The organism is Streptomyces sp. NPDC043726, from assembly GCF_056436565.1.
In genome coordinates this window covers 230,349-248,303 of sequence record NZ_JBWKCI010000001.1, presented here as the reverse complement: position 1 = coordinate 248,303, position 17,955 = coordinate 230,349, and the positions used below count along the sequence as shown (strand labels likewise).

The window sequence follows — 17,955 nt, the reverse complement described above, 5'->3', positions numbered from 1 at the left end:
TCGGGGCGTGTCCGTCGACCCACTGCACCGCGCCGGAATGCCACAGCGCAGTACGACGAGCCCGCCGCCGAGCGGTTCGGGGGCGAGCGCGATCGAGGTGCGCCGAAGTGCCCGTCGCCGCAGGACGGTCTCCGCCTACCGCGAGGGGGACCGGACCGTCGTCCTCATCCCCGCTCGGATGTCCGAGGCGGAGGAGCGGCGCTGGGTGAGCGTCATGCTGGACAAGCTGGCCGCCCAGGAGAGCAAGCGGGTCCTCGGCGACACCGAGCTGGCGGAGCGCGCCGAACGCCTCTCGGCCCAGTATTTCCAGGGCCGTGCCCGGCCCAGCTCGGTCCGCTGGGTCACCAACCAGAACACCCGCTGGGGCTCGTGCACCCCTTCCGAGGGCAGCATCCGTCTGTCGCACCGCCTCCAGGGCATGCCGGAGTACGTCGTCGACTACGTCCTGCTGCACGAGCTCGCGCATCTGCTCGTGCCCGGCCACGGTCCCCGCTTCTGGCGGCTGCTGGAGGCGTTCCCGCGCACCGAGCGGGCCCGGGGCTACCTCGAAGGAGTGGTCGCCGCCGACCGGCTGCCGCATCTGCCCGGCGCACGCGGAGAGTGACCGCCTCCCGACCTTGCGGTACCGCGGAGCACTGGTTCTGTACCGGCTCTGTACCGACTTCGTTCGCTGTCAGGGTTTGCCGTTAGCCTGGCGCGACGCACTCGTATTCGGGATGGGGGACGGTCGTTACGCATGGCCAGGGAATTCCAACGCGGCCACAAGGCCAAGATCAGTGACCTCACCGCGGGCACGGATCTGTACGTAGGTGTGCAGATCGCCGCCCCCGGACTGACGTTCGACATCAGCTGCTTCGGCCTCGACGCCGACGAACGGCTCTCGGACGACCGCTACTTCGTCTTCTTCAACCAGCCGAAGTCCCCTGAGGAGTCCATCCAGCTCCTGGGCGCCCAGGCCGGAGACACGGAGTCCTTCCGGATCACGCTGGACCGGATCCCGCCGCAGATCCAGAAGCTGTCGTTCACCGCGACGATCGACGGCGCCGGGCAGATGTCGCAGGTCAGCCCCGGATACATCCGTATCGTCGCCGGTGGCGAGGAAGTCGCCCGCTACGCGTTCAACGGCTCGGAGTTCACCACCGAACGGGCCGTCATGCTGGGCGACTTCTATCTGAAGGACGTCTGGCGGTTCGCCGCGGTCGGACAGGGTTTCGACGGCGGCCTCGAGGCGCTGCTGAAGAACTTCGGCGGCGAGGTCGCCGAGGAAGAAGCGCCCGCCGCGGCTCCGCAGCAGCCCCAGGCCGCCGGCCCCGGTTTCGCGCCCCCGGCGCAGGCCGCCGCGCCGCCCGCCTTCGGCGCCCCGGCAGCCCCGGCGCCCGCTCCGGCCCCCGCGCCCGCACCGGCCCCCGCCCCGCAGCCCGCCCAGGGCTTCGCGCCCCCGCCGGGGTCCACGCCCCCGCCGGCCCCGGCTCCGGCGCCCTCGGTGCACGCCCAGCCGACGATCATCGCCCCGATGACACCGCCGGGCGGCACCTCGGTGCCCCCGCCGGCCCCGGCCCCCGCGCCCTACGGCCAGCCGCCCCAGCCGCAGCAGCCCTACGGCCAGCCCCCCGCCCCCGGCGCGCCGATGCCCCCGGGCTACGGCCAGGCACCGCACGCCCCGCAGGCGCCCACCGCGCCACCGGGATACGGCCAGCCGACCCCGCCCCCCGGCTACGGTCAGACGCCGCCCCCCGGCTACGGCCAGCAGCCCGCGTACGGGCAGGTCCCGGGCCAGCCGGCGCCCTACGGCGCACCCCAGGGCGCGTCCCAGGCCCCCGGTGTGGCGGCCGCGCTGGAGCAGTTCCGGGAGACGCCGACCGGTCAGCGCTGGACGCAGCAGAACAAGAAGATGGTCCGTGTCGACCTCGGCATCGGCGGTCAGCCCGTGCTCGCCCGGCAGGGCAGCATGGTGCTCTACCAGGGCAAGGTCGACTTCAGCTACAAGGGCGCCGGGTTCGCCGGACGGGTCGTGGGCAACGCCACCGGCCAGGAGATGCAGCTGATGCGCTGCACCGGCCAGGGCCAGGTGTTCCTCGCCGAGAACTCCACGATGCTGCACCCCATCGAGCTCCAGGGCGACGGGGTGTGCGTCTCCGCCGAGAACGTCCTCGCCTTCGACGAGGGCCTCCAGCACGAGGTCCGCCGCATCGAGGGCCACGGCATCCCCGGCGGCGCGCTGTTCACGATGCAGTTCACCGGCACCGGCACGATCGTCGTCAAGACGCACGGCACGCCCGTCGTCCTGCCGGTCACGCCGACCACGTTCGCCGACTGCAACGCCGTCGTCGCCTGGTCGGCCGCCTCCCAGGTGGTCGTCTCCAGCCAGGTCCGGATGCGCCGCAACGCCTACCCCGGCGACACCGGAGAGAGCGTCAACCTCCAGTTCCGTGGCGCTCCCGGCAACTTCATCGTCGTCCAGCCGTACGAGATCTGAGGGAGAGCCCGTCATGAACCAGCCGCTCGCGGGCTACGCTCCCGCTCCCGTCACGGCCCGCATGGAGAACCACGGCAACCACATGCTGAAGGTCGCCATGCAGACCGGGAACGACCTCCTCGCGCGCGTGGGGTCGATGGTCGCCTACGAGGGGTTCGTGCAGTACGAGCCCAACCCGCCGGCCGTCCGCCAGATCGCCAAGGACTGGATGACCGGCGAGGGCGCGCCCCTGATGAAGTGCTCGGGGGACGGACTGCTCTACCTCGCCGACTACGGCGCCAACGTCGTGGTGATCAACCTCAACGGCGACGGCATCTCCGTCAACGCCACCAACCTGCTCGCCTTCGACGCCCACCTCACGTGGGGCGTCGAGCGGGTGAAGGGCCTGGCGAAGTTCGCCGGACAGGGGCTGTGGAACACCAAGATCTCCGGGCAGGGCTGGGTCGCGCTGACCTCCCGGGGCAAGCCGATCGTCGTCGACTGCGGCGGCGGCGAGAACGAGACGTACGTCGACCCCGACGCGCTCGTCGCCTGGTCCCCGAACCTCAAGGTGAAGGGCAAGCGCAGCTTCAAGGCGCAGTCGCTCATCGGCCGGGGCAGCGGGGAGGCCTACCAGATGGCCTTCTCCGGACAGGGCATCGTCGTCGTCCAGCCCAGCGAGGACAGCACTGACCGCCTCCGGGTCCGGGGCTGAGGGGGAGCCAGAACGCCATGCAGAGTCCGCTTTTCGCCTACAACGACCAGCAGACCCAGGACCGCTGGAGCCTGCAGAACAAGCAGATGCTCCGGCTCACCCTGGAGGGCCACGACGACATCCTCGCCCGCAAGGGCACGATGGTCGCCTACCAGGGCCTGGTCGAGTTCGACGCCGAGTACCAGAGCAACAGCCAGGGACGCTCGCGTGCCCACACCGGTGAGGGCCTGGACCTCATGCGCTGCCACGGGCAGGGCACGGTCTACCTCGCCAACCTCAAGCAGCACATCCACTTGATGGACGTCGACCAGGACGGGCTGACCGTCGACAGCAGCTATGTGCTGGCGATGGACTCCTCGCTGCACCACGAAGTCATCGCCGTGGACAGCCTGTACGGCATCTCCGGCTCCGGGAAGTACCAGCTCAACATCACCGGCCGCGGCAAGGTCGCCCTGATGACCTCTGGCATGCCGCTGATGATGCAGGTCACGCCCGACAAGTACGTCAACTGCGACGCCGACGCGATCGTCGCCTGGTCCACCAGCCTGCGCGTGCAGATGCAGGCCCAGACGCACTCCTCCGGGGTGTGGCGCCGCCGGGGCAACACCGGCGAGGGCTGGGAGCTCAGCTTCATGGGCAGCGGCTACGCGCTCGTGCAGCCCAGCGAGCTGCTGCCGCCGCAGAACGCCCAGATCGGCTCGGGCCTCGCCGCCCAGTACGGCATGGGCCAGCAGGGCGCGCGTGCCCAGAACCAGGGCAACGTCTGGAGCTGACGGACCGGACCGGTAAGGGGCGACCACCATGGGTGATCGCCCCTTACGCGTTCACAGCCGCGCGCGGGTCGCGTCGAGCAGTCGTACGACGGACTCGTCGGCGACCTCCGCCACCTCGTCGTAGGCGAACCAGCGCAGGTCCAGGGACTCGTCGCTGATCGCTTCCAGCGCGTCGGGACGGGCCACGGCGGCGTACTGCACGTCCAGGTGCCAGGCGCACGGCGTCAGATGGCGGTCCAGGCGCACCGGGCCGCCGGCCAGCAGGGTCAGGCCCGCGATGCCCGACTCCTCGGTGCCCTCGCGCAGGGCGGCCGCCGCCAGCGTCTCGTCGACGGGCTCGCAGTGACCGCCCATCTGCAGCCACATCCGCAGCTTCTTGTGGAGGGTCAGCAGCACCCGCCCGCGCGACGGGTCGATCACCAGGGCGCTCGCCGTGATGTGCCCGGCCCCGCAGGCCTTCCACATGCCGTCCGGATGGGCGGAGAGATGGTCCAGGTAGGCCTGACGCAGGTCGGCCTGGTCCTCGTAGCCCTTCAGCACGAGGACCGCGTCGTCGTGCAGGCTCACTCGGTCTCGTCGTCCTCGGAGTCGTCTTTCTTCTTCAGGCCGGGCTTCTTCAGGTCGGGCTTGCCCGCCGCCTCGCCGAGCATCTTGTCCAGCTCGGAGAAGTCCAGCTGCTCGCGGTGGACGAAGCCGTCCGGGTCGTCCAGGTCAGTCGCCGTAGGCAGCATGTCGGGGTGGGCCCACAGGGCGTCCCGGCCGTCGACCCCGCGCGCGTCCGTGAGCGAGGCCCACAGGCGCGAGGCGTCGCGCAGGCGGCGCGGGCGCAGCTCCAGACCGATCAGCGTGGCGAACGTCTGCTCGGCCGGACCGCCCGAGGCACGACGGCGGCGCAGGGTCTCGCGCAGCGCGTCGGCGGACGACAGACGCGGCTTCGCGGCCGCGTGCACCACCGCGTCGACCCAGCCCTCGACCAGCGCCAGCGCCGTCTCCAGACGGGCCAGGGCGGCCTTCTGCTCGGGCGTGTCCTCCGGCTGGAACATGCCCTGCTGAAGGGCGTCCTGCAGCTGCTCGGGGTTCTGCGGGTCGAACTGGCCGACCACGTCCTCCAGCTTGGCGGTGTCGACCTTGATCCCGCGCGCGTAGCCGTCGACCGCGCCGAACAGGTGCGAGCGCAGCCACGGCACGTGCGCGAACAGGCGCTGGTGGGCGGCCTCGCGCAGGGCGAGATACAGCCGCACCTCCTCCTTCGGCACGCCCAGGTCCTTGCCGAACGCCTCGACGTTGACCGGCAGCAGCGCGGCCTTCCCGGCCGGGCCGAGCGGCAGGCCGATGTCGGTGGAGCCGACGACCTCGCCCGCGAGCACGCCGACGGCCTGCCCGATCTGCGTGCCGAACATGGCGCCGCCCATGGAGCGCATCATGCCGATCAGCGGGCCGGCCATGGCCTGCATCTCCTCCGGCAGGACGTCACCCATGGCGGTGCCCACGCGCTCGGCGACCGGGTCCACGAGCTCCTTCCAGGCCGGCAGGGTCGCCTCGACCCACTCCGCGCGGGACCAGGCCACCGCGGAGCCTGCGCCGGACGGCAGCGACGTGGCGTCGTCGAGCCACAGGTCGGCCAGGCGGACGGCCTCCTCGACGGCGGTGCGCTCGGCGGGGCCGACGCTCGCGTCCTTGGTGCCGTCCGACGTGCCCTGGGAGACCGTCTGGCGGGCGATCTGCTTGGCCATGTCCCAGTTCACCGGGCCGCCCTCGTAGGAGAGCATCTGGCCCAGCTGCTGGAACGCGGCGCCCAGGTCGGTGGGGTTCAGGGAACCGAACATGGCGGCGAACGGGTTGTCCGCGCCCGGACCGCCCGGGCCGCCGAAGCCACCGGCTCCGGGCAGCCCGCCGAAACCGAACGGGTTGGCCGGGCCCTGACCACCACCGCTCTGCTGGTCCTTCTTCTTGCCCTCGTCGCCGTCGTCCGGCTCCTCCGGCGGAAGGCCGAATCCGAATGGGGTGTCACTCACGGGATTCCTCGGCTGGTAAGGCCGCCGGTTTCACTCCGGCGGCGCGACTGCCCGATAACACCACCCAGCGTAGACACCAAGGGCGCTCGGGGCCTCGGTGCTTCGCCGACTCTCGGCCTGCGGCAGGATGGATGCCACCTGGTACGTACGCGTCACTCGCGTCCGTACTGAAGACAACCGCTGGAGACGCCCGGTGAGTTCCCCTGATCCGCAGGTTCGCGCAGCGCGAAACCAGTCAACCAGTCCCGCCCCCCGCGGGCCCGTCGTGGCGGTCACCGGTGCCGCGTCCGGCGTAGGAGCCCTGCTCACCGAGCGGCTGGCCGCGTCGGAGGAGATCAAGCAGGTCATCGCCATCGACGAGCGCCGGGGCGAGTGCGCGGGTGCGCAGTGGCACATCCTGGACGTTCGGGATCCGGCCATCGCGGAGAAGCTGCGGGGGGCCGATGTGGTGGTCCATCTGGCGCTCGACCTCGATCTGGAGACCGACGGTGCCGCCCGGACGGCCTACAACGTCCGGGGGACGCAGACCGTGCTGACGGCCGCGGCGGCCGCCGGCGTGCACCGGGTGGTGCTGTGCACGTCCTCGATGGTCTATGGCGCCCTGCCCGACAACGAGCTGCCGCTGTCGGAGGACGCGGAGCTGCGGGCGACGGCCGAGGCGACCGGGGTGGGTGACCTGCTGGAGGTCGAGCGGCTCGCCCGGCGGGCTCCGCGGGCGCATCCCGGGCTGAATGTGACCGTGGTCCGGCCCGCGGTGCTGGTGGGCGGCACGGACACCGCGCTGACCAGGTACTTCGAGTCTCCCCGGCTGCTGGTCGTGGCCGGTTCGCGGCCCGCCTGGCAGTTCTGCCATGTCGAGGACCTGGTGAGCGCTCTGGAGTTCGCCGTCCTGGAGAAGGTCGAGGGGGAACTCGCCGTCGGGTGCGACGGGTGGCTGGAGCAGGAGGAGGTCGAGGAGCTGAGCGGGATCCGGCGGATGGAACTGCCGTCCGCGGTCGCGCTGGGGGCGGCGGCCCGGCTGCACCGGATCGGGCTCACTCCGTCTCCGGCCGGGGATCTCGCGTACACGATGTACCCCTGGGTGGTGAGCGGGAGCCGGCTGCACGACGCGGGGTGGCGGCCGCAGTGGACGAACGAGGAGGTGCTGGCCGAGCTGCTGGAGGAGGTGGCCGGGCGGCACACGGTGGCCGGGCGGCGGCTGGGCCGGAAGGACGCGACGGCGGCGGGGGCCGCGGGGGCGACGGTGGCGCTGCTCGGCGCGGCCGCGGTGGTGCGGCGGGCGCGGAAGGCACGGCGGCGGATCTGAGGTCACCCGGCGCCCCGGCGCGAACTCCGGGCGGGCTGGGATCGGCCGACGAGCTTCCTCGTACAAGGCTCCAAGCCGCACGCGCGTGTGCCGGGTGATTTCGGTATTCCCCGGTGTCGCGCGCGTGCGGCACGATGGAGGCATGGCACCCATGAACGATCACCCCGGTGAGCAGGCCGCGCAGGATCCCATCAAGCTGCTCTCCATCAGGGAGACCGCGCTCTCGCTCGACGAGGTCTTCCGTGCCGTGGGGGACGATGCCGCCGGGGGGACCGCCCTGTTCGTCGGGACCGTGCGGAACCACGACGGGGGTGCCGATGTCGACGAGCTCGGGTATTCGTGCCACCCCAGTGCCGAGAGCGAGATGCGGCGAATCGCCGAGAAGGTCGTCGCGGAGTTCCCGGTGCGTGCCCTCGCCGCCGTGCACCGCGTCGGGGACCTCCGCGTGGGGGACCTCGCCGTCGTCGTCGCCGTGTCGTGTCCGCACCGGGGCGAGGCCTTCGAGGCCTGCCGGAAGCTGATCGACGATCTCAAGCACGAGGTGCCGATCTGGAAGCACCAGAAGTTCTCCGACGGCACCGAGGAGTGGGTCGGCGCCTGCTGACCGGACCCCACCGGGTACCCCCACCCCCCTCCGGTTGCGTAACCGCACCCCTGGCCCGAGCGTTGTCAGTGCGGATGGTTAATCTGCTGATCAGTCAGTTGCGGTCGCTCAATGGGGTTGGGAGGACGGCATGGCGGCGCTCGCCTGGTTGCTGATTCCGCTTGTCGCTGCGGTCGGCGCCGGTCTGTGGGGCAGTTGGGCCAACCGGACCCGAAAGGTCCGCGGTGACGGTCCCGAGCTGGACGGATACGCCCGCTTCCGCGCTGCCATGGAGAAGACGCGGCCCTGACGGGACGCTGACAGGACCGTCCCGTACTGTCGTGGCATGCCACGCCGCACCGCGACGATGCTCGCCTCCACCCTGATGCTGATCGCGCTTCTGTGCGCGGGAGTGTTCATCCCCGTGCCGTATTCGGAGATGTCCCCGGGGCCGACGGTGAACACGCTCGGGGACCACGACGGCGAGCCGGTGCTGCAGATCTCGGGCCGCAAGACGTACGCCACCAGCGGGCACCTGAACATGACCACAGTGCGGGTGACCAGCGCCGACTACAAGATGAACCTCGTCGAGGCCGTCTACGGCTGGCTCGCGCACGACAACAAGGTCGTCCCGCACGAGACGCTCTACCCGGACGGCAAGACCGAGGAGCAGTCCACCCAGGAGAACGCCGAGGAGTTCAGCCAGTCCCAGGAGAGCGCGAAGGTGGCGGCCCTGGAGGCGCTGGACATCCCCGTGCAGTCCTGGGTGATCGTCTCCACCGTCGTCAAGGACTCCCCGGCCGACGGCAAGCTGCACGCCGGCGATGTGATCAAGGCGGTCGACGGCACCGCCGTGAAGGAGCCCGCGGACGTGGCCGAACTGGTCACGAAGCACAAGCCGGGCGAGGACGTGCGGTTCACGATCGTGCCCGCCAAGGAGCAGGCCGCGGCCGAGAAGGAGCAGCGCGCCCCGACGAAGACGGAGAAGGTCACGATCACCACCGCGGCCTCCGACGACGCCGGCGAGAAGCGGGCCATCGTCGGGATCTCCGCCGGGACCGACCACACCTTCCCGTTCACCATCGACATCAAGCTCGCCGACGTGGGCGGGCCGAGCGCGGGTCTGATGTTCGCGCTCGGCATCTACGACAAGCTCACCCCGGGTAGCCTGACCGGCGGCTCCTTCGTGGCCGGCACCGGCACCATCGACGACGACGGCAAGGTCGGTCCCATCGGCGGCGTCGAGATGAAGACCGTCGGCGCCCGGGACAAGGGCGCCCAGTACTTCCTCACGCCGGCCGACAACTGCGCGGCCGCCGCCAAGGACACCCCCGACGGGCTCACCCTCGTCAAGGTCGGCACCATCGACGACGCGCTCGGCGCCCTGGAGGACATCCGCTCCGGCGACACCGCCGACCTGCCGAAGTGCTCGGCCGGCTGATCCACGGAAGCGGCCGGCGCCCGGCTACTCCTCGAACGTCGCGGCCAGCGCCTCGGCCAGCCCCGGCACCAGGTCCTTGCCGGTGAGGACCTCCGTCGGCGAGTCCTTCTCACGCAGCCGCAGGGCCGACTCGCGGGTGCCGTCCCGCAGGACGGCGACGGTCATCCGGACCTCCTGACGCTCCGGGTGCCGCGCCACCCACTTCGTCAGCGCGGCCTCGTCCAGGTCCTTCGGCACCTGGGCCTCCGCCGACGGCGGCAGCATCAGGCGCTCCACCGTGAGCGCGCAGCCGACGACCGCGTCGGGCCAGGCGATGGTGCCGAGGAACTCGTCGAGCGGCTTGCCCGTTGGAATCTCATCCTGCTCGATGGGGGTCAGGCCGGGGTTCTCCTGCTCGCCCTCCAGGCCGAGCTGGGCGGCGAGGCCGGGTTCCTGGGCCCGCAGCCGTGCGGTGTCTACGAGGGCGAACAGACGGGCGGGCTGGTCCCAGCCGAGGCCGGAGGCGTACTCGTCGATCTCGAGCACGGCCCGGGTGAGCGGGCTCGCCGCCATGGGAGTGTTGGACATGGTCACAATCCTGCCTCGTTCCCACCCGGAATCGGGAACCGAGTAAAGCGTGAGTAAGTTGCATAGGTGTGGGCCTACGATCACGAGGCCCCCCGGAGGGCCCGAAAAGGCAAGGGCCTGACGGATCGACAGCGAACTTCGAGGTGCTCACCTTGGCTTTCCAGATGCCGGACCGCGGCGGAGGCCCGACGGGGCCACGGATCAGAGTGGGCCGCCCGTCCCGGCGTGTCCGGACCCTGCTCATGACGCTGGGCGTCCTTGCCGTACTCGGCATGGCGTTCACCATGTTCGCGGGCTTCTGGACGGACTGGCTCTGGTACCGGTCGGTGAACTACTCGTCCGTCTTCACCACGACCCTGTGGACGAAGATCGGTCTCTTCTTCGTCTTCGGCCTGCTGATGGCCCTCTCGGTCGGCTTCAACATCTGGCTGGCCCACCGGCTGCGCCCGCCGCTGAGCGCCATGTCGATGGAGCAGCAGAGCCTCGACCGGTACCGCATGGGCATCGCGCCGTACAAGAAGTGGCTGCTGCTCGGGATCACCGCGCTGGTCGGGCTGATCGCCGGTGCCTCCGCGTCGGGGCAGTGGCGGACCTGGCTGATGTGGGTCAACGGCGTCTCGTTCGGGCAGAAGGACCCCCAGTTCCATCTGGACGTCTCCTTCTACGCCTTCGACCTGCCGTGGTACCGCTTCCTGCTCGGGTTCGGCTTCGCCGCCGCGATCCTGTCCCTGATCGCCGCCGCGCTCACCCACTACCTGTACGGCGGGCTGCGCATCACCAGCCCCGGAGCCCGCGCCACCGCGGCGGCCACCGGGCATCTGTCGGTGCTGCTCGGCATCTTCGTCGCGCTGAAGGCGGTCGCCTACTGGCTCGACCGGTACGGCCTGGCCGTGAAGTCGAGCGACTTCAAGGCGACGGACAACTGGACGGGCCTGAGGTACGTCGACGCCAACGCCTATCTGCCGGCCAAGACGATCCTGTTCTGCATCGCGGTCATCTGCGCCCTGCTGTTCTTCGCCACCCTGTGGCGGCGGACCTGGCAGCTGCCCGTCATCGGCTTCGGCCTGATGGTGCTCTCGGCGATCCTCATCGGCGGTCTGTACCCGGCGATCGTCCAGAAGTTCCAGGTCCAGCCGAACGAGCAGGCCAAGGAAGCGCCGTACGTCAAGAAGAACCTCGAGGCGACCCGCAAGGCGTACGGCATCGACGACGCCAAGGTCACCGAGTACTCGGGGCAGAGCAACACCGACGACAAGACCAAGCTGCGCGACGACGTCGACAAGGCGGCGTCCATCCGCATCATGGACCCGAACGTCGTCTCGCCGACCTTCCAGCAGCTCCAGCAGATCCGGAACTACTACGGCTTCCCGACCAACCTGGACGTCGACCGGTACAGCAAGGACGGCAAGGACCAGGACACCGTCATCGGTCTGCGTGAGCTGAACCTCAACGGCATCCCGAAGAACAACTGGATCAACGACCACTTCCGCTACACGCACGGCTACGGCGTGGTCGCCGCCGAGGGAACCAGCGCCGACTCCCAGGGCCGCCCGGTCTTCACCGAGTCCGACCTGCCCTCCAAGGGCGACCTCGGCAAGTACCAGCAGCGGGTCTACTACGGCGAGAAGACCACCGAGTACTCGATCGTCGGCGGTCCCCAGAAGGAGATCGACTACTCCGACGACAGCGGTGAGAAGACCTACAGCTACGAGGGCAAGAGCGGGGTCAACCTCTCCAACCCGGTGAACCGCGCCGCCTACGCGGTGTCGTTCAGCGAGCCGCAGATCCTCTACTCCGGGGCGATCGGGGAGGGTTCGCGGATCCTCTACAACCGCACGCCCAAGGAGCGGGTCGAGGCGGTCGCGCCGTGGCTGACCATCGACGGCGACGCCTACCCGGCGGTCGTGGACGGCAAGATCCAGTGGATCGTCGACGCCTACACGACCACCAACGGCTATCCGTACGCCTCGCGGACCACCCTCGGGGACACGACGGCCGACTCGCTGACCGCGACGAACGACTCCCGCGCGGTGGTGGCCCAGCAGAACCAGGTCAACTACATCCGCAACTCGGTGAAGGCGACCGTCGACGCGTACAGCGGCGAGGTCAAGCTCTACCAGTGGGACACCCAGGACCCGGTCCTGAAGACCTGGATGAAGGCCTTCCCGAACACGGTGGAGCCCAAGAGCGACATCTCCGAGTCGCTGATGGCCCATCTGCGGTACCCGCAGGACCTGTTCAAGGTCCAGCGCGAGCTGCTCACCCGCTACCACGTGGACGACGCGAACACCTTCCTCAGCGGCAGCGAGGTGTGGCAGGTGCCGGACGACCCGACCAACAAGGCGGGCGACGCGGTGCCTCCGTACTACCTGAGCATGAAGATGCCCGACCAGCAGTCCCAGGTGTTCTCGCTGACGACGACGTTCACGCCGAACGGCCGGGACAACCTGAGCGCGTTCATGGCCGTGGACGCGGAAGCGGGCACCGATGACTACGGCAAGATCAGAATCCTGAAACTGCCGACGAACACCACGGTCAACGGACCCAAACAGGTCCAGAGCCAGTTCAACTCCGAACAGGACATCGCCGAGACGATCAGCCTCCTCAGCAGAGGCGACTCGAATGTCGAGTACGGCAACCTGCTCGCGGTGCCACTGGACGGCGGGCTCCTCTACGTCGAACCCGTCTACGTCCGCGGTGGCGGGCTCAAGTACCCGCTGCTGCGCAAGGTGTTGGTGACGTACGGCGGCAGTACCGCCTTCGAGGACACCCTCGACCAGGCCCTCAACAAGGTGTTCGGGGTCGAGGGAACGACTCCCGAGCCACCGGACGAAGGCGACGACGGCACCGACGAGCCCACGCCACCGCCCACGACCGACGACCCGACGGTCCAGGAGGCGTTGAACGACGCCCAGAAGGCCTTCGAGGACGGTCAGCAGGCGCTGCAGGACGGCGACTGGGAGGCGTACGGCAAGGCCCAGGAGGAACTGGAGGAGGCCCTGCGCCGGGCCGAGGACGCGCAGTCCGGTGACGGCGGGGACGGCGGCGGGGACGGCGGCGCGAGTCCCAGCCCCACCTCCAGCCCGGACAGCGGCTGATCAAGCCCACCCCGTGCCGTGATACGGTTGCCGAACAACGGCGCGGGGTGGAGCAGCTCGGTAGCTCGCTGGGCTCATAACCCAGAGGTCGCAGGTTCAAATCCTGTCCCCGCTACTGAACGCGAAGGCCCGGATCCTGTCCAAGGATCCGGGCCTTCGTGATGTGCGAACGCATGTGCCGGGGGGTGAGACCGCCGCGCCCCTGTGGGGAGTTGGGGGAACTGTGTTTGACTTGTCTCTCTGTGGGCATGTCGACAAAACGCTGAAGTGACCTCACTGGCTGCGGTATACCAGGTGTACCCAGGTTGCAGGTGGTGCGACGATGGACGTTATGGGGGACAAGGCAACTCTGTTGGAGACAGGGCGTTTTGTGCAGTCTTCCGACCGGGACGAGGCCGGTGAGGCCGCCGAGGAGCTGCGCCTGCGACTCGCCGCCGAGGCCGGCGACGTCGAGGCGATGAGCGTCCTCGGCGCGATGCTGCTGCGCCGCGGTGATCTCGACGGAGCCGAGCCCCAGCTGCGTGCCGCCACCGCCGCGGGCGACCGGGCCGCCGCCAACAACCTGGGAGTCCTCCTCCATCAGCGTGGCTACGCCGACGAGGCCGCCGGCTGGTGGCGGATCGCCGCCGTCGCGGGATCGGCCGCGGCCGCGCACGCGCTGGGCCGGCATCACCGTGAGCGCGGCGACGAGCCGGCCGCCGAGTACTGGCTGCGCCAGTCCGCCGAGCAGGGACACGCGCTCGGCGCGTACGCCCTCGCCGATCTGCTGGAGCACCGCGGCGACGCCGGAGCCGAGCAGTGGATGCGGGCGGCGGCCGAGCGGGGGCACCGGGAGGCCGCGTACCGGCTGGCGCGAGCGCTGGACCGGCGGGCCGCGGGGGAGGCCGACGGTGACAACGGTGTCGAGGACACGGACGAGTCCGTGGCGGAGGCCGAGCAGTGGTACCGGCAGGCCGCCGCGCGCGGACACCGGCGGGCCGCGCTGCATCTCGGCGCGATCCTGGAGCGGCGCGGGGAGCTCAAGGAGGCCGGCCGCTGGTACCTGACGTCGGCCAAGGACGGCGAGGCGCGAGCGGCCTGCGCCCTGGGGTTCCTGCTGCGGGACGCCGGGGACGAGGAGAGCGCCGCCGTGTGGTGGCTGCGGGCCGCGCAGGAGGGCGACGGGAACGCCGCGAACGCGCTGGGCGCGCTGCACGCCGAGCGGGGCCAGACCCAGACCGCCGAGCGGTGGTACCGGGCCGCGATGGACGCCGGTGACGTGAACGGCGCGTACAACCTCGGGCTGCTCTGCGCCGAGCAGGGGCGGACCGCGCAGGCGGAGCAGTGGTACCGCCGGGCCGCGTACGCCGGGCACCGGGAGGCGGCGAACGCGCTGGCGATCCTGCTGCTGCAGGGAGGCGACGCGGGCGGCGCGGAGCCCTGGTTCTCCAAGGCCGCGGAGGCGGGGAGCGTGGACGCCGCCTTCAACCTCGGGATCCTGTTCGCCGGGCGGGGCGAGGGCGCGGTCGCGCTGCGCTGGTACGAGCGGGCGGCGGCGGCCGGGCACACCGAGGCCGCGCTCCAGGTCGGTATCGCCCGGCTGCGGGACGGCGACGACGCCGAGGCCGAGCGGCATCTGCGGTGCGCGGCGGGAGGCGGCAGCGCGGAGGCGGCGTACCGGCTGGCCACCGTGCTCGACGCCCGGCGCCCCGCGGAGCCCGCGCACGAGCTGGGAGAGCCGGTGCACTCCCCGAAGAGCGAGTGCGAGGAGTGGTACGAGCGGGCGGCCGGGCAGGGCCACCGTCGGGCGCAGGTGCGGGTGGGGATGCTCGCCGCCGCGCGGGGCGATGTCGTGGAGGCGGCCCGGTGGTACCGGGAGGCGGCGGAGGCCGGCTCCCGCAACGGCGCCTTCAACCTGGGGCTGCTGCTCGCCCGGGAGGGCAGCGAGCCGGAGGCGGCCGTGTGGTGGACCCGGGCCGCCGACGCCGGTCACGGTCGGGCGGCGTTGCGGCTGGCCCTGGTCTACGCGCGTCGCGGCGAGCTGGCGGAGGGCCAGAGATGGGCGGACCGTGCGGTGGCCCTGGGACCCGGGGAGGTCACCGAGCGCGCGGCACGCCTGCGGGACGCGCTGCGGGAGGAGCTGTCGGCCTAGCGGTGAGGGGGCCGTCGTAAAGCGATTTGCCTCCGTGCGCGTCCTTGACGTAACGTTGCATTCACCGACGCGGGGTGGAGCAGCTCGGTAGCTCGCTGGGCTCATAACCCAGAGGTCGCAGGTTCAAATCCTGTCCCCGCTACTGAAGGCCGAGGGCCGGAATCCGAAAGGGTTCCGGCCCTTGGTGTTTCCCCCTCCTGTCTGCCGTGGCGCTTCCGCGCGCGCAGCTAAAAACCCCGGCACCGATCGAATCGGTGCCGGGGTTCCTCGCGGGCGTCCGTGGGGGCCGTTACGCGGCCGCCGAGCAGTTCGGGCAGATGCCCCGGTAGGTCACCTCGACGTCCGAGACCGTGAAGCCGAAGCGCTCGGAGGAGGGCAGGTCGGCGAGCGGGTTCCCGGTCGGGTGGACGTCCCGGATCGCGCCGCACTGGGCGCAGACCAGGTGGTGGTGCGGCCGGTGCGCGTTCGGGTCGTACCGCTTGGCGCGCTTGTCGGTGGCGACCTCGAGCACCTCGCCGAGGGAGACCAGCTCGCCCAGCGTGTTGTAGACGGTCGCCCGGGAGATCTCGGGCAGCTTGGCGACAGCCCTGGCGTGGACCTCGTCGGCCGTCAGGTGGACGTGTTCGCCGTCGAGGACCTCGGCCACGACGCGCCGCTGCGCGGTCATCCGCCATCCACGTCCGCGCAGCCGTTCCAGAAGGTCACTCATGCGCTACAGCCTAACAGCAGGGGGACCAGGTCCCGAATGGGTGTGACTTTGGAACTTTATTTGACTTAGACATTGTCCATTGTAGGATCGGGAACGGCTTTAGCCAAGGGACAGGAACGGCTTCAGCCGTGGAACAGCAAGCGCAGGAGGCGTACGTGACGCAGGGACCGCTCACTACGGAAGCCGGTGCACCGGTGGCCGACAACCAGAACAGCGAGACCGCGGGCGTCGATGGCCCCGTGCTCGTGCAGGACCAGCTCCTTCTGGAGAAGCTGGCCCACTTCAACCGTGAGCGCATCCCGGAGCGTGTCGTGCACGCCCGCGGTGCCGGTGCCTACGGCACCTTCACGGTGACCGCCGATGTCACGCCGTACACGCGTGCCGCCTTCCTCTCCGAGGTGGGCAAGCAGACCGAGACCTTTCTGCGCTTCTCCACGGTCGCGGGCAACCTCGGTGCGGCCGACGCGGTGCGCGACCCGCGCGGCTGGGCGCTGAAGTTCTACACCGAGGAGGGCAACTACGACCTCGTCGGCAACAACACCCCGGTGTTCTTCATCAAGGACGCCATCAAGTTCCCGGACTTCATCCACACCCAGAAGCGCGACCCGTACACGGGCTCGACCGAGGCGGACAACGTCTGGGACTTCTGGAGCCTGAGCCCCGAGTCCACGCACCAGGTGACCTGGCTGTTCGGTGACCGCGGCATCCCGGCGTCCTACCGCCACATGGACGGCTTCGGCTCGCACACGTTCCAGTGGAACAACGAGGCCGGCGAGGTCTTCTGGGTCAAGTACCACTTCAAGACCGACCAGGGCATCAAGAACCTCACCCAGGAGGAGGCCAACCGCCTCGCCGGTGAGGACCCCGACTCGCACCAGCGCGACCTGCGCGAGGCCATCGAGCGCGGCGAGTTCCCGTCCTGGACCGTGTACGTCCAGATCATGCCGGCGGCCGAGGCGGCGAACTACCGCTTCAACCCCTTCGACCTCACCAAGGTGTGGCCGCACGCGGACTACCCGCGCATCGAGATCGGCAAGCTGGAGCTCAACCGCAACCCGCAGAACGTCTTCGCCGAGGTCGAGCAGGCGATCTTCAGCCCGGCGCACTTCGTCCCCGGCATCGGCCCCTCCCCGGACAAGATGCTCCAGGGCCGCCTCTTCGCCTACGGCGACGCCCACCGCTACCGCGTCGGCATCAACGCCGACCACCTCCCGGTGAACCGCCCGCACGCCACCGAGGCGCGCACCCACTCCCGCGACGGCTTCCTCTACGACGGCCGCCACGGCGGGGCCAAGAACTACGAGCCGAACAGCTTCGGCGGCCCGGCGCAGACCGGCCGTCCGCTGTGGCAGTCGTACGACGGCTTCGGCGGCGGCACGGGCAACCACCCGGCGCCGGTGCACGCCGAGGACAACGACTTCGTGCAGGCCGGCAACCTGTACCGGCTGATGTCCGAGGACGAGAAGGGGCGTCTGATCGAGAACCTGTCGGGCTTTATCGCCAAGGTCTCCCGCGAGGACATCGTCGAGCGGGCGATCGGCAACTTCCGCAACGCGGACGAGGACTTCGGCAAGCGGCTGGAGGCCGCGGTCCAGGCCCTGCGCGGCTGAGAATCCCACCAGCACTGGATCGCTTGTCGAAGCGGGCCGGACCCCGGAACACGGGGGTCCGGCCCGTTCGCGTTACGCCGGAACCTGCTGCCGCAGTGGTGCCCAGCAGCGGATGATGTCGCGGACCGAGACGATACCGGCGGGTTCGTCGCGGTCGAGGACGATCAGATGGCGGAAGCCGCCGTGCGCCATCGCGTGGGCCGCCTCCTCCAGCGTCCAGGACGGGGCCGCGAACACCACGTCGGTGGTCGTGTGGGCATGGGCGCACTCCGTGTCCGGGCTCTGGCCCAGGCCGACGGAGACGAGGATGTCGCGTTCGGTGATGATGCCGATACCGCCGGCGTCGGGGTCGAGGACGACGGCCGCGCCCACCCTGCGGGTGGACATCAGCGCGGCGGCCTGGCGAAGGGTGTGGGTGGGGCCGATGGTGAGGACCACGGTGCTCATGGCGTCGCGGACGAGCATGGATGCAGCCACCTCCTGAGGGGGGTTCCCGGGCCCCTTGTTCACCGTTTCACAAATTCACAAGGGGTGGGGACTCTCAGAGTGGCA

Annotated in this window: 16 protein-coding genes and 2 tRNA genes; 13 read left to right on the top strand and 5 right to left on the bottom strand. The window is 70.4% G+C overall.

All coding sequences use genetic code 11. From position 1 onward, the window contains the following. Nucleotides 1–7: 7 nt before the first annotated feature. The 4 genes from AC068Z_RS01160 (at nucleotide 8) to AC068Z_RS01145 (ending at nucleotide 3,943) form a co-directional block, all read left to right on the top strand. The gene (locus AC068Z_RS01160) at nucleotides 8–604 is read left to right on the top strand and encodes a M48 metallopeptidase family protein (RefSeq protein ID WP_478551109.1); all 597 of its coding nucleotides are present in this window, start codon (nucleotides 8–10) and stop codon (nucleotides 602–604) included. A gap of 132 nt (nucleotides 605–736) precedes the next feature. Beyond that, entirely contained in the window at nucleotides 737–2,476 is a 1,740-nt protein-coding gene (locus AC068Z_RS01155; protein WP_478551107.1) for a TerD family protein, read from the top strand. 13 nt (nucleotides 2,477–2,489) lie between these two features. Continuing rightward, a complete protein-coding gene (locus tag AC068Z_RS01150; protein ID WP_015657951.1) occupies nucleotides 2,490–3,170 on the top strand; it encodes an AIM24 family protein in 681 nt (226 codons plus the stop codon). A 17-nt stretch (nucleotides 3,171–3,187) separates the two neighbouring features. Then, nucleotides 3,188–3,943 carry an AIM24 family protein gene (locus AC068Z_RS01145; RefSeq protein WP_478551105.1) on the top strand — a complete coding sequence of 252 codons (756 nt, stop codon included), beginning with the start codon at nucleotides 3,188–3,190 and terminating at the stop codon, nucleotides 3,941–3,943. 51 nt (nucleotides 3,944–3,994) lie between these two features. On the opposite strand, the gene AC068Z_RS01140 is transcribed toward AC068Z_RS01145, so the two are convergent. Next, nucleotides 3,995–4,510, bottom strand: coding sequence for an NUDIX hydrolase (locus AC068Z_RS01140; protein WP_478551103.1), 516 nt, complete (start codon nucleotides 4,508–4,510; stop codon nucleotides 3,995–3,997). Beyond that, nucleotides 4,507–5,958, bottom strand: coding sequence for a zinc-dependent metalloprotease (locus AC068Z_RS01135; RefSeq protein WP_478551101.1), 1,452 nt, complete (start codon nucleotides 5,956–5,958; stop codon nucleotides 4,507–4,509). The genes AC068Z_RS01140 and AC068Z_RS01135 overlap by 4 nt, the downstream gene beginning before the upstream one ends. 193 nt (nucleotides 5,959–6,151) lie before the next feature. Between AC068Z_RS01135 and AC068Z_RS01130 the strand changes: the two genes are divergently transcribed. The 4 genes from AC068Z_RS01130 (at nucleotide 6,152) to AC068Z_RS01115 (ending at nucleotide 9,288) form a co-directional block, all read left to right on the top strand. Beyond that, complete coding sequence (locus tag AC068Z_RS01130; protein WP_478551099.1) at nucleotides 6,152–7,264, top strand: SDR family oxidoreductase; 1,113 nt, start codon at nucleotides 6,152–6,154, stop codon at nucleotides 7,262–7,264. A gap of 142 nt (nucleotides 7,265–7,406) precedes the next feature. Continuing rightward, entirely contained in the window at nucleotides 7,407–7,868 is a 462-nt protein-coding gene (locus AC068Z_RS01125; protein WP_478551098.1) for a molybdenum cofactor biosynthesis protein MoaE, read from the top strand. A gap of 130 nt (nucleotides 7,869–7,998) precedes the next feature. Continuing rightward, entirely contained in the window at nucleotides 7,999–8,157 is a 159-nt protein-coding gene (locus AC068Z_RS01120) for a hypothetical protein (protein WP_478551096.1), read from the top strand. A 36-nt stretch (nucleotides 8,158–8,193) separates the two neighbouring features. Beyond that, nucleotides 8,194–9,288 carry a YlbL family protein gene (locus AC068Z_RS01115; protein ID WP_478551094.1) on the top strand — a complete coding sequence of 365 codons (1,095 nt, stop codon included), beginning with the start codon at nucleotides 8,194–8,196 and terminating at the stop codon, nucleotides 9,286–9,288. Between the two features lie 24 nt (nucleotides 9,289–9,312). Here the strand turns inward: AC068Z_RS01115 and AC068Z_RS01110 are convergent, their stop codons facing one another. Then, nucleotides 9,313–9,855, bottom strand: a complete 543-nt coding sequence (locus AC068Z_RS01110) for a PPA1309 family protein (protein ID WP_478551092.1) — start codon at nucleotides 9,853–9,855, stop codon at nucleotides 9,313–9,315. Nucleotides 9,856–10,019: 164 nt separating this feature from the next. On the opposite strand from AC068Z_RS01110, the gene AC068Z_RS01105 reads away from it, so the two are divergent. The 4 genes from AC068Z_RS01105 (at nucleotide 10,020) to AC068Z_RS01090 (ending at nucleotide 15,226) form a co-directional block, all read left to right on the top strand. Then, nucleotides 10,020–12,953: a UPF0182 family membrane protein gene (locus AC068Z_RS01105; protein ID WP_478552248.1), complete on the top strand. Its 2,934-nt coding sequence runs from the start codon at nucleotides 10,020–10,022 to the stop codon at nucleotides 12,951–12,953. A gap of 41 nt (nucleotides 12,954–12,994) precedes the next feature. Continuing rightward, nucleotides 12,995–13,068 (top strand) — tRNA-Met (locus tag AC068Z_RS01100). Nucleotides 13,069–13,275: 207 nt separating this feature from the next. Then, nucleotides 13,276–15,084 (top strand): tetratricopeptide repeat protein, encoded by a 1,809-nt coding sequence (locus AC068Z_RS01095; RefSeq protein ID WP_478551090.1) that lies wholly within the window; start codon nucleotides 13,276–13,278, stop codon nucleotides 15,082–15,084. Between the two features lie 68 nt (nucleotides 15,085–15,152). Next, a tRNA-Met gene (locus tag AC068Z_RS01090) sits at nucleotides 15,153–15,226 on the top strand. Nucleotides 15,227–15,373: 147 nt separating this feature from the next. Here AC068Z_RS01090 and AC068Z_RS01085 read toward each other — a convergent pair. Further along, a complete protein-coding gene (locus AC068Z_RS01085; protein ID WP_478551088.1) occupies nucleotides 15,374–15,793 on the bottom strand; it encodes a Fur family transcriptional regulator in 420 nt (139 codons plus the stop codon). Between the two features lie 155 nt (nucleotides 15,794–15,948). Between AC068Z_RS01085 and AC068Z_RS01080 the strand changes: the two genes are divergently transcribed. After that, nucleotides 15,949–17,403: a catalase gene (locus tag AC068Z_RS01080; RefSeq protein ID WP_478552247.1), complete on the top strand. Its 1,455-nt coding sequence runs from the start codon at nucleotides 15,949–15,951 to the stop codon at nucleotides 17,401–17,403. Nucleotides 17,404–17,475: 72 nt separating this feature from the next. Here AC068Z_RS01080 and AC068Z_RS01075 read toward each other — a convergent pair whose 3' ends face one another. Next, nucleotides 17,476–17,868, bottom strand: coding sequence for a CBS domain-containing protein (locus AC068Z_RS01075; RefSeq protein ID WP_478551087.1), 393 nt, complete (start codon nucleotides 17,866–17,868; stop codon nucleotides 17,476–17,478). Nucleotides 17,869–17,955: the final 87 nt, after the last annotated feature.

What these genes read in the sequence shown, in the direction of transcription:
- AC068Z_RS01150 (WP_015657951.1), top strand. Translation starts at nt 2,490, where the DNA reads ATGAACCAGCCGCTCGCGGGCTACGCTCCCGCTCCCGTCACGGCCCGC.
- AC068Z_RS01155 (WP_478551107.1), top strand. Translation starts at nt 737, where the DNA reads ATGGCCAGGGAATTCCAACGCGGCCACAAGGCCAAGATCAGTGACCTC.
- AC068Z_RS01125 (WP_478551098.1), top strand. Translation starts at nt 7,407, where the DNA reads ATGGCACCCATGAACGATCACCCCGGTGAGCAGGCCGCGCAGGATCCC.
- AC068Z_RS01110 (WP_478551092.1), bottom strand. Translation starts at nt 9,855, where the DNA reads ATGTCCAACACTCCCATGGCGGCGAGCCCGCTCACCCGGGCCGTGCTC.
- AC068Z_RS01115 (WP_478551094.1), top strand. Translation starts at nt 8,194, where the DNA reads ATGCCACGCCGCACCGCGACGATGCTCGCCTCCACCCTGATGCTGATC.
- AC068Z_RS01095 (WP_478551090.1), top strand. Translation starts at nt 13,276, where the DNA reads ATGGACGTTATGGGGGACAAGGCAACTCTGTTGGAGACAGGGCGTTTT.
- AC068Z_RS01105 (WP_478552248.1), top strand. Translation starts at nt 10,020, where the DNA reads ATGCCGGACCGCGGCGGAGGCCCGACGGGGCCACGGATCAGAGTGGGC.
- AC068Z_RS01085 (WP_478551088.1), bottom strand. Translation starts at nt 15,793, where the DNA reads ATGAGTGACCTTCTGGAACGGCTGCGCGGACGTGGATGGCGGATGACC.
- AC068Z_RS01120 (WP_478551096.1), top strand. Translation starts at nt 7,999, where the DNA reads ATGGCGGCGCTCGCCTGGTTGCTGATTCCGCTTGTCGCTGCGGTCGGC.
- AC068Z_RS01075 (WP_478551087.1), bottom strand. Translation starts at nt 17,868, where the DNA reads ATGCTCGTCCGCGACGCCATGAGCACCGTGGTCCTCACCATCGGCCCC.
- AC068Z_RS01145 (WP_478551105.1), top strand. Translation starts at nt 3,188, where the DNA reads ATGCAGAGTCCGCTTTTCGCCTACAACGACCAGCAGACCCAGGACCGC.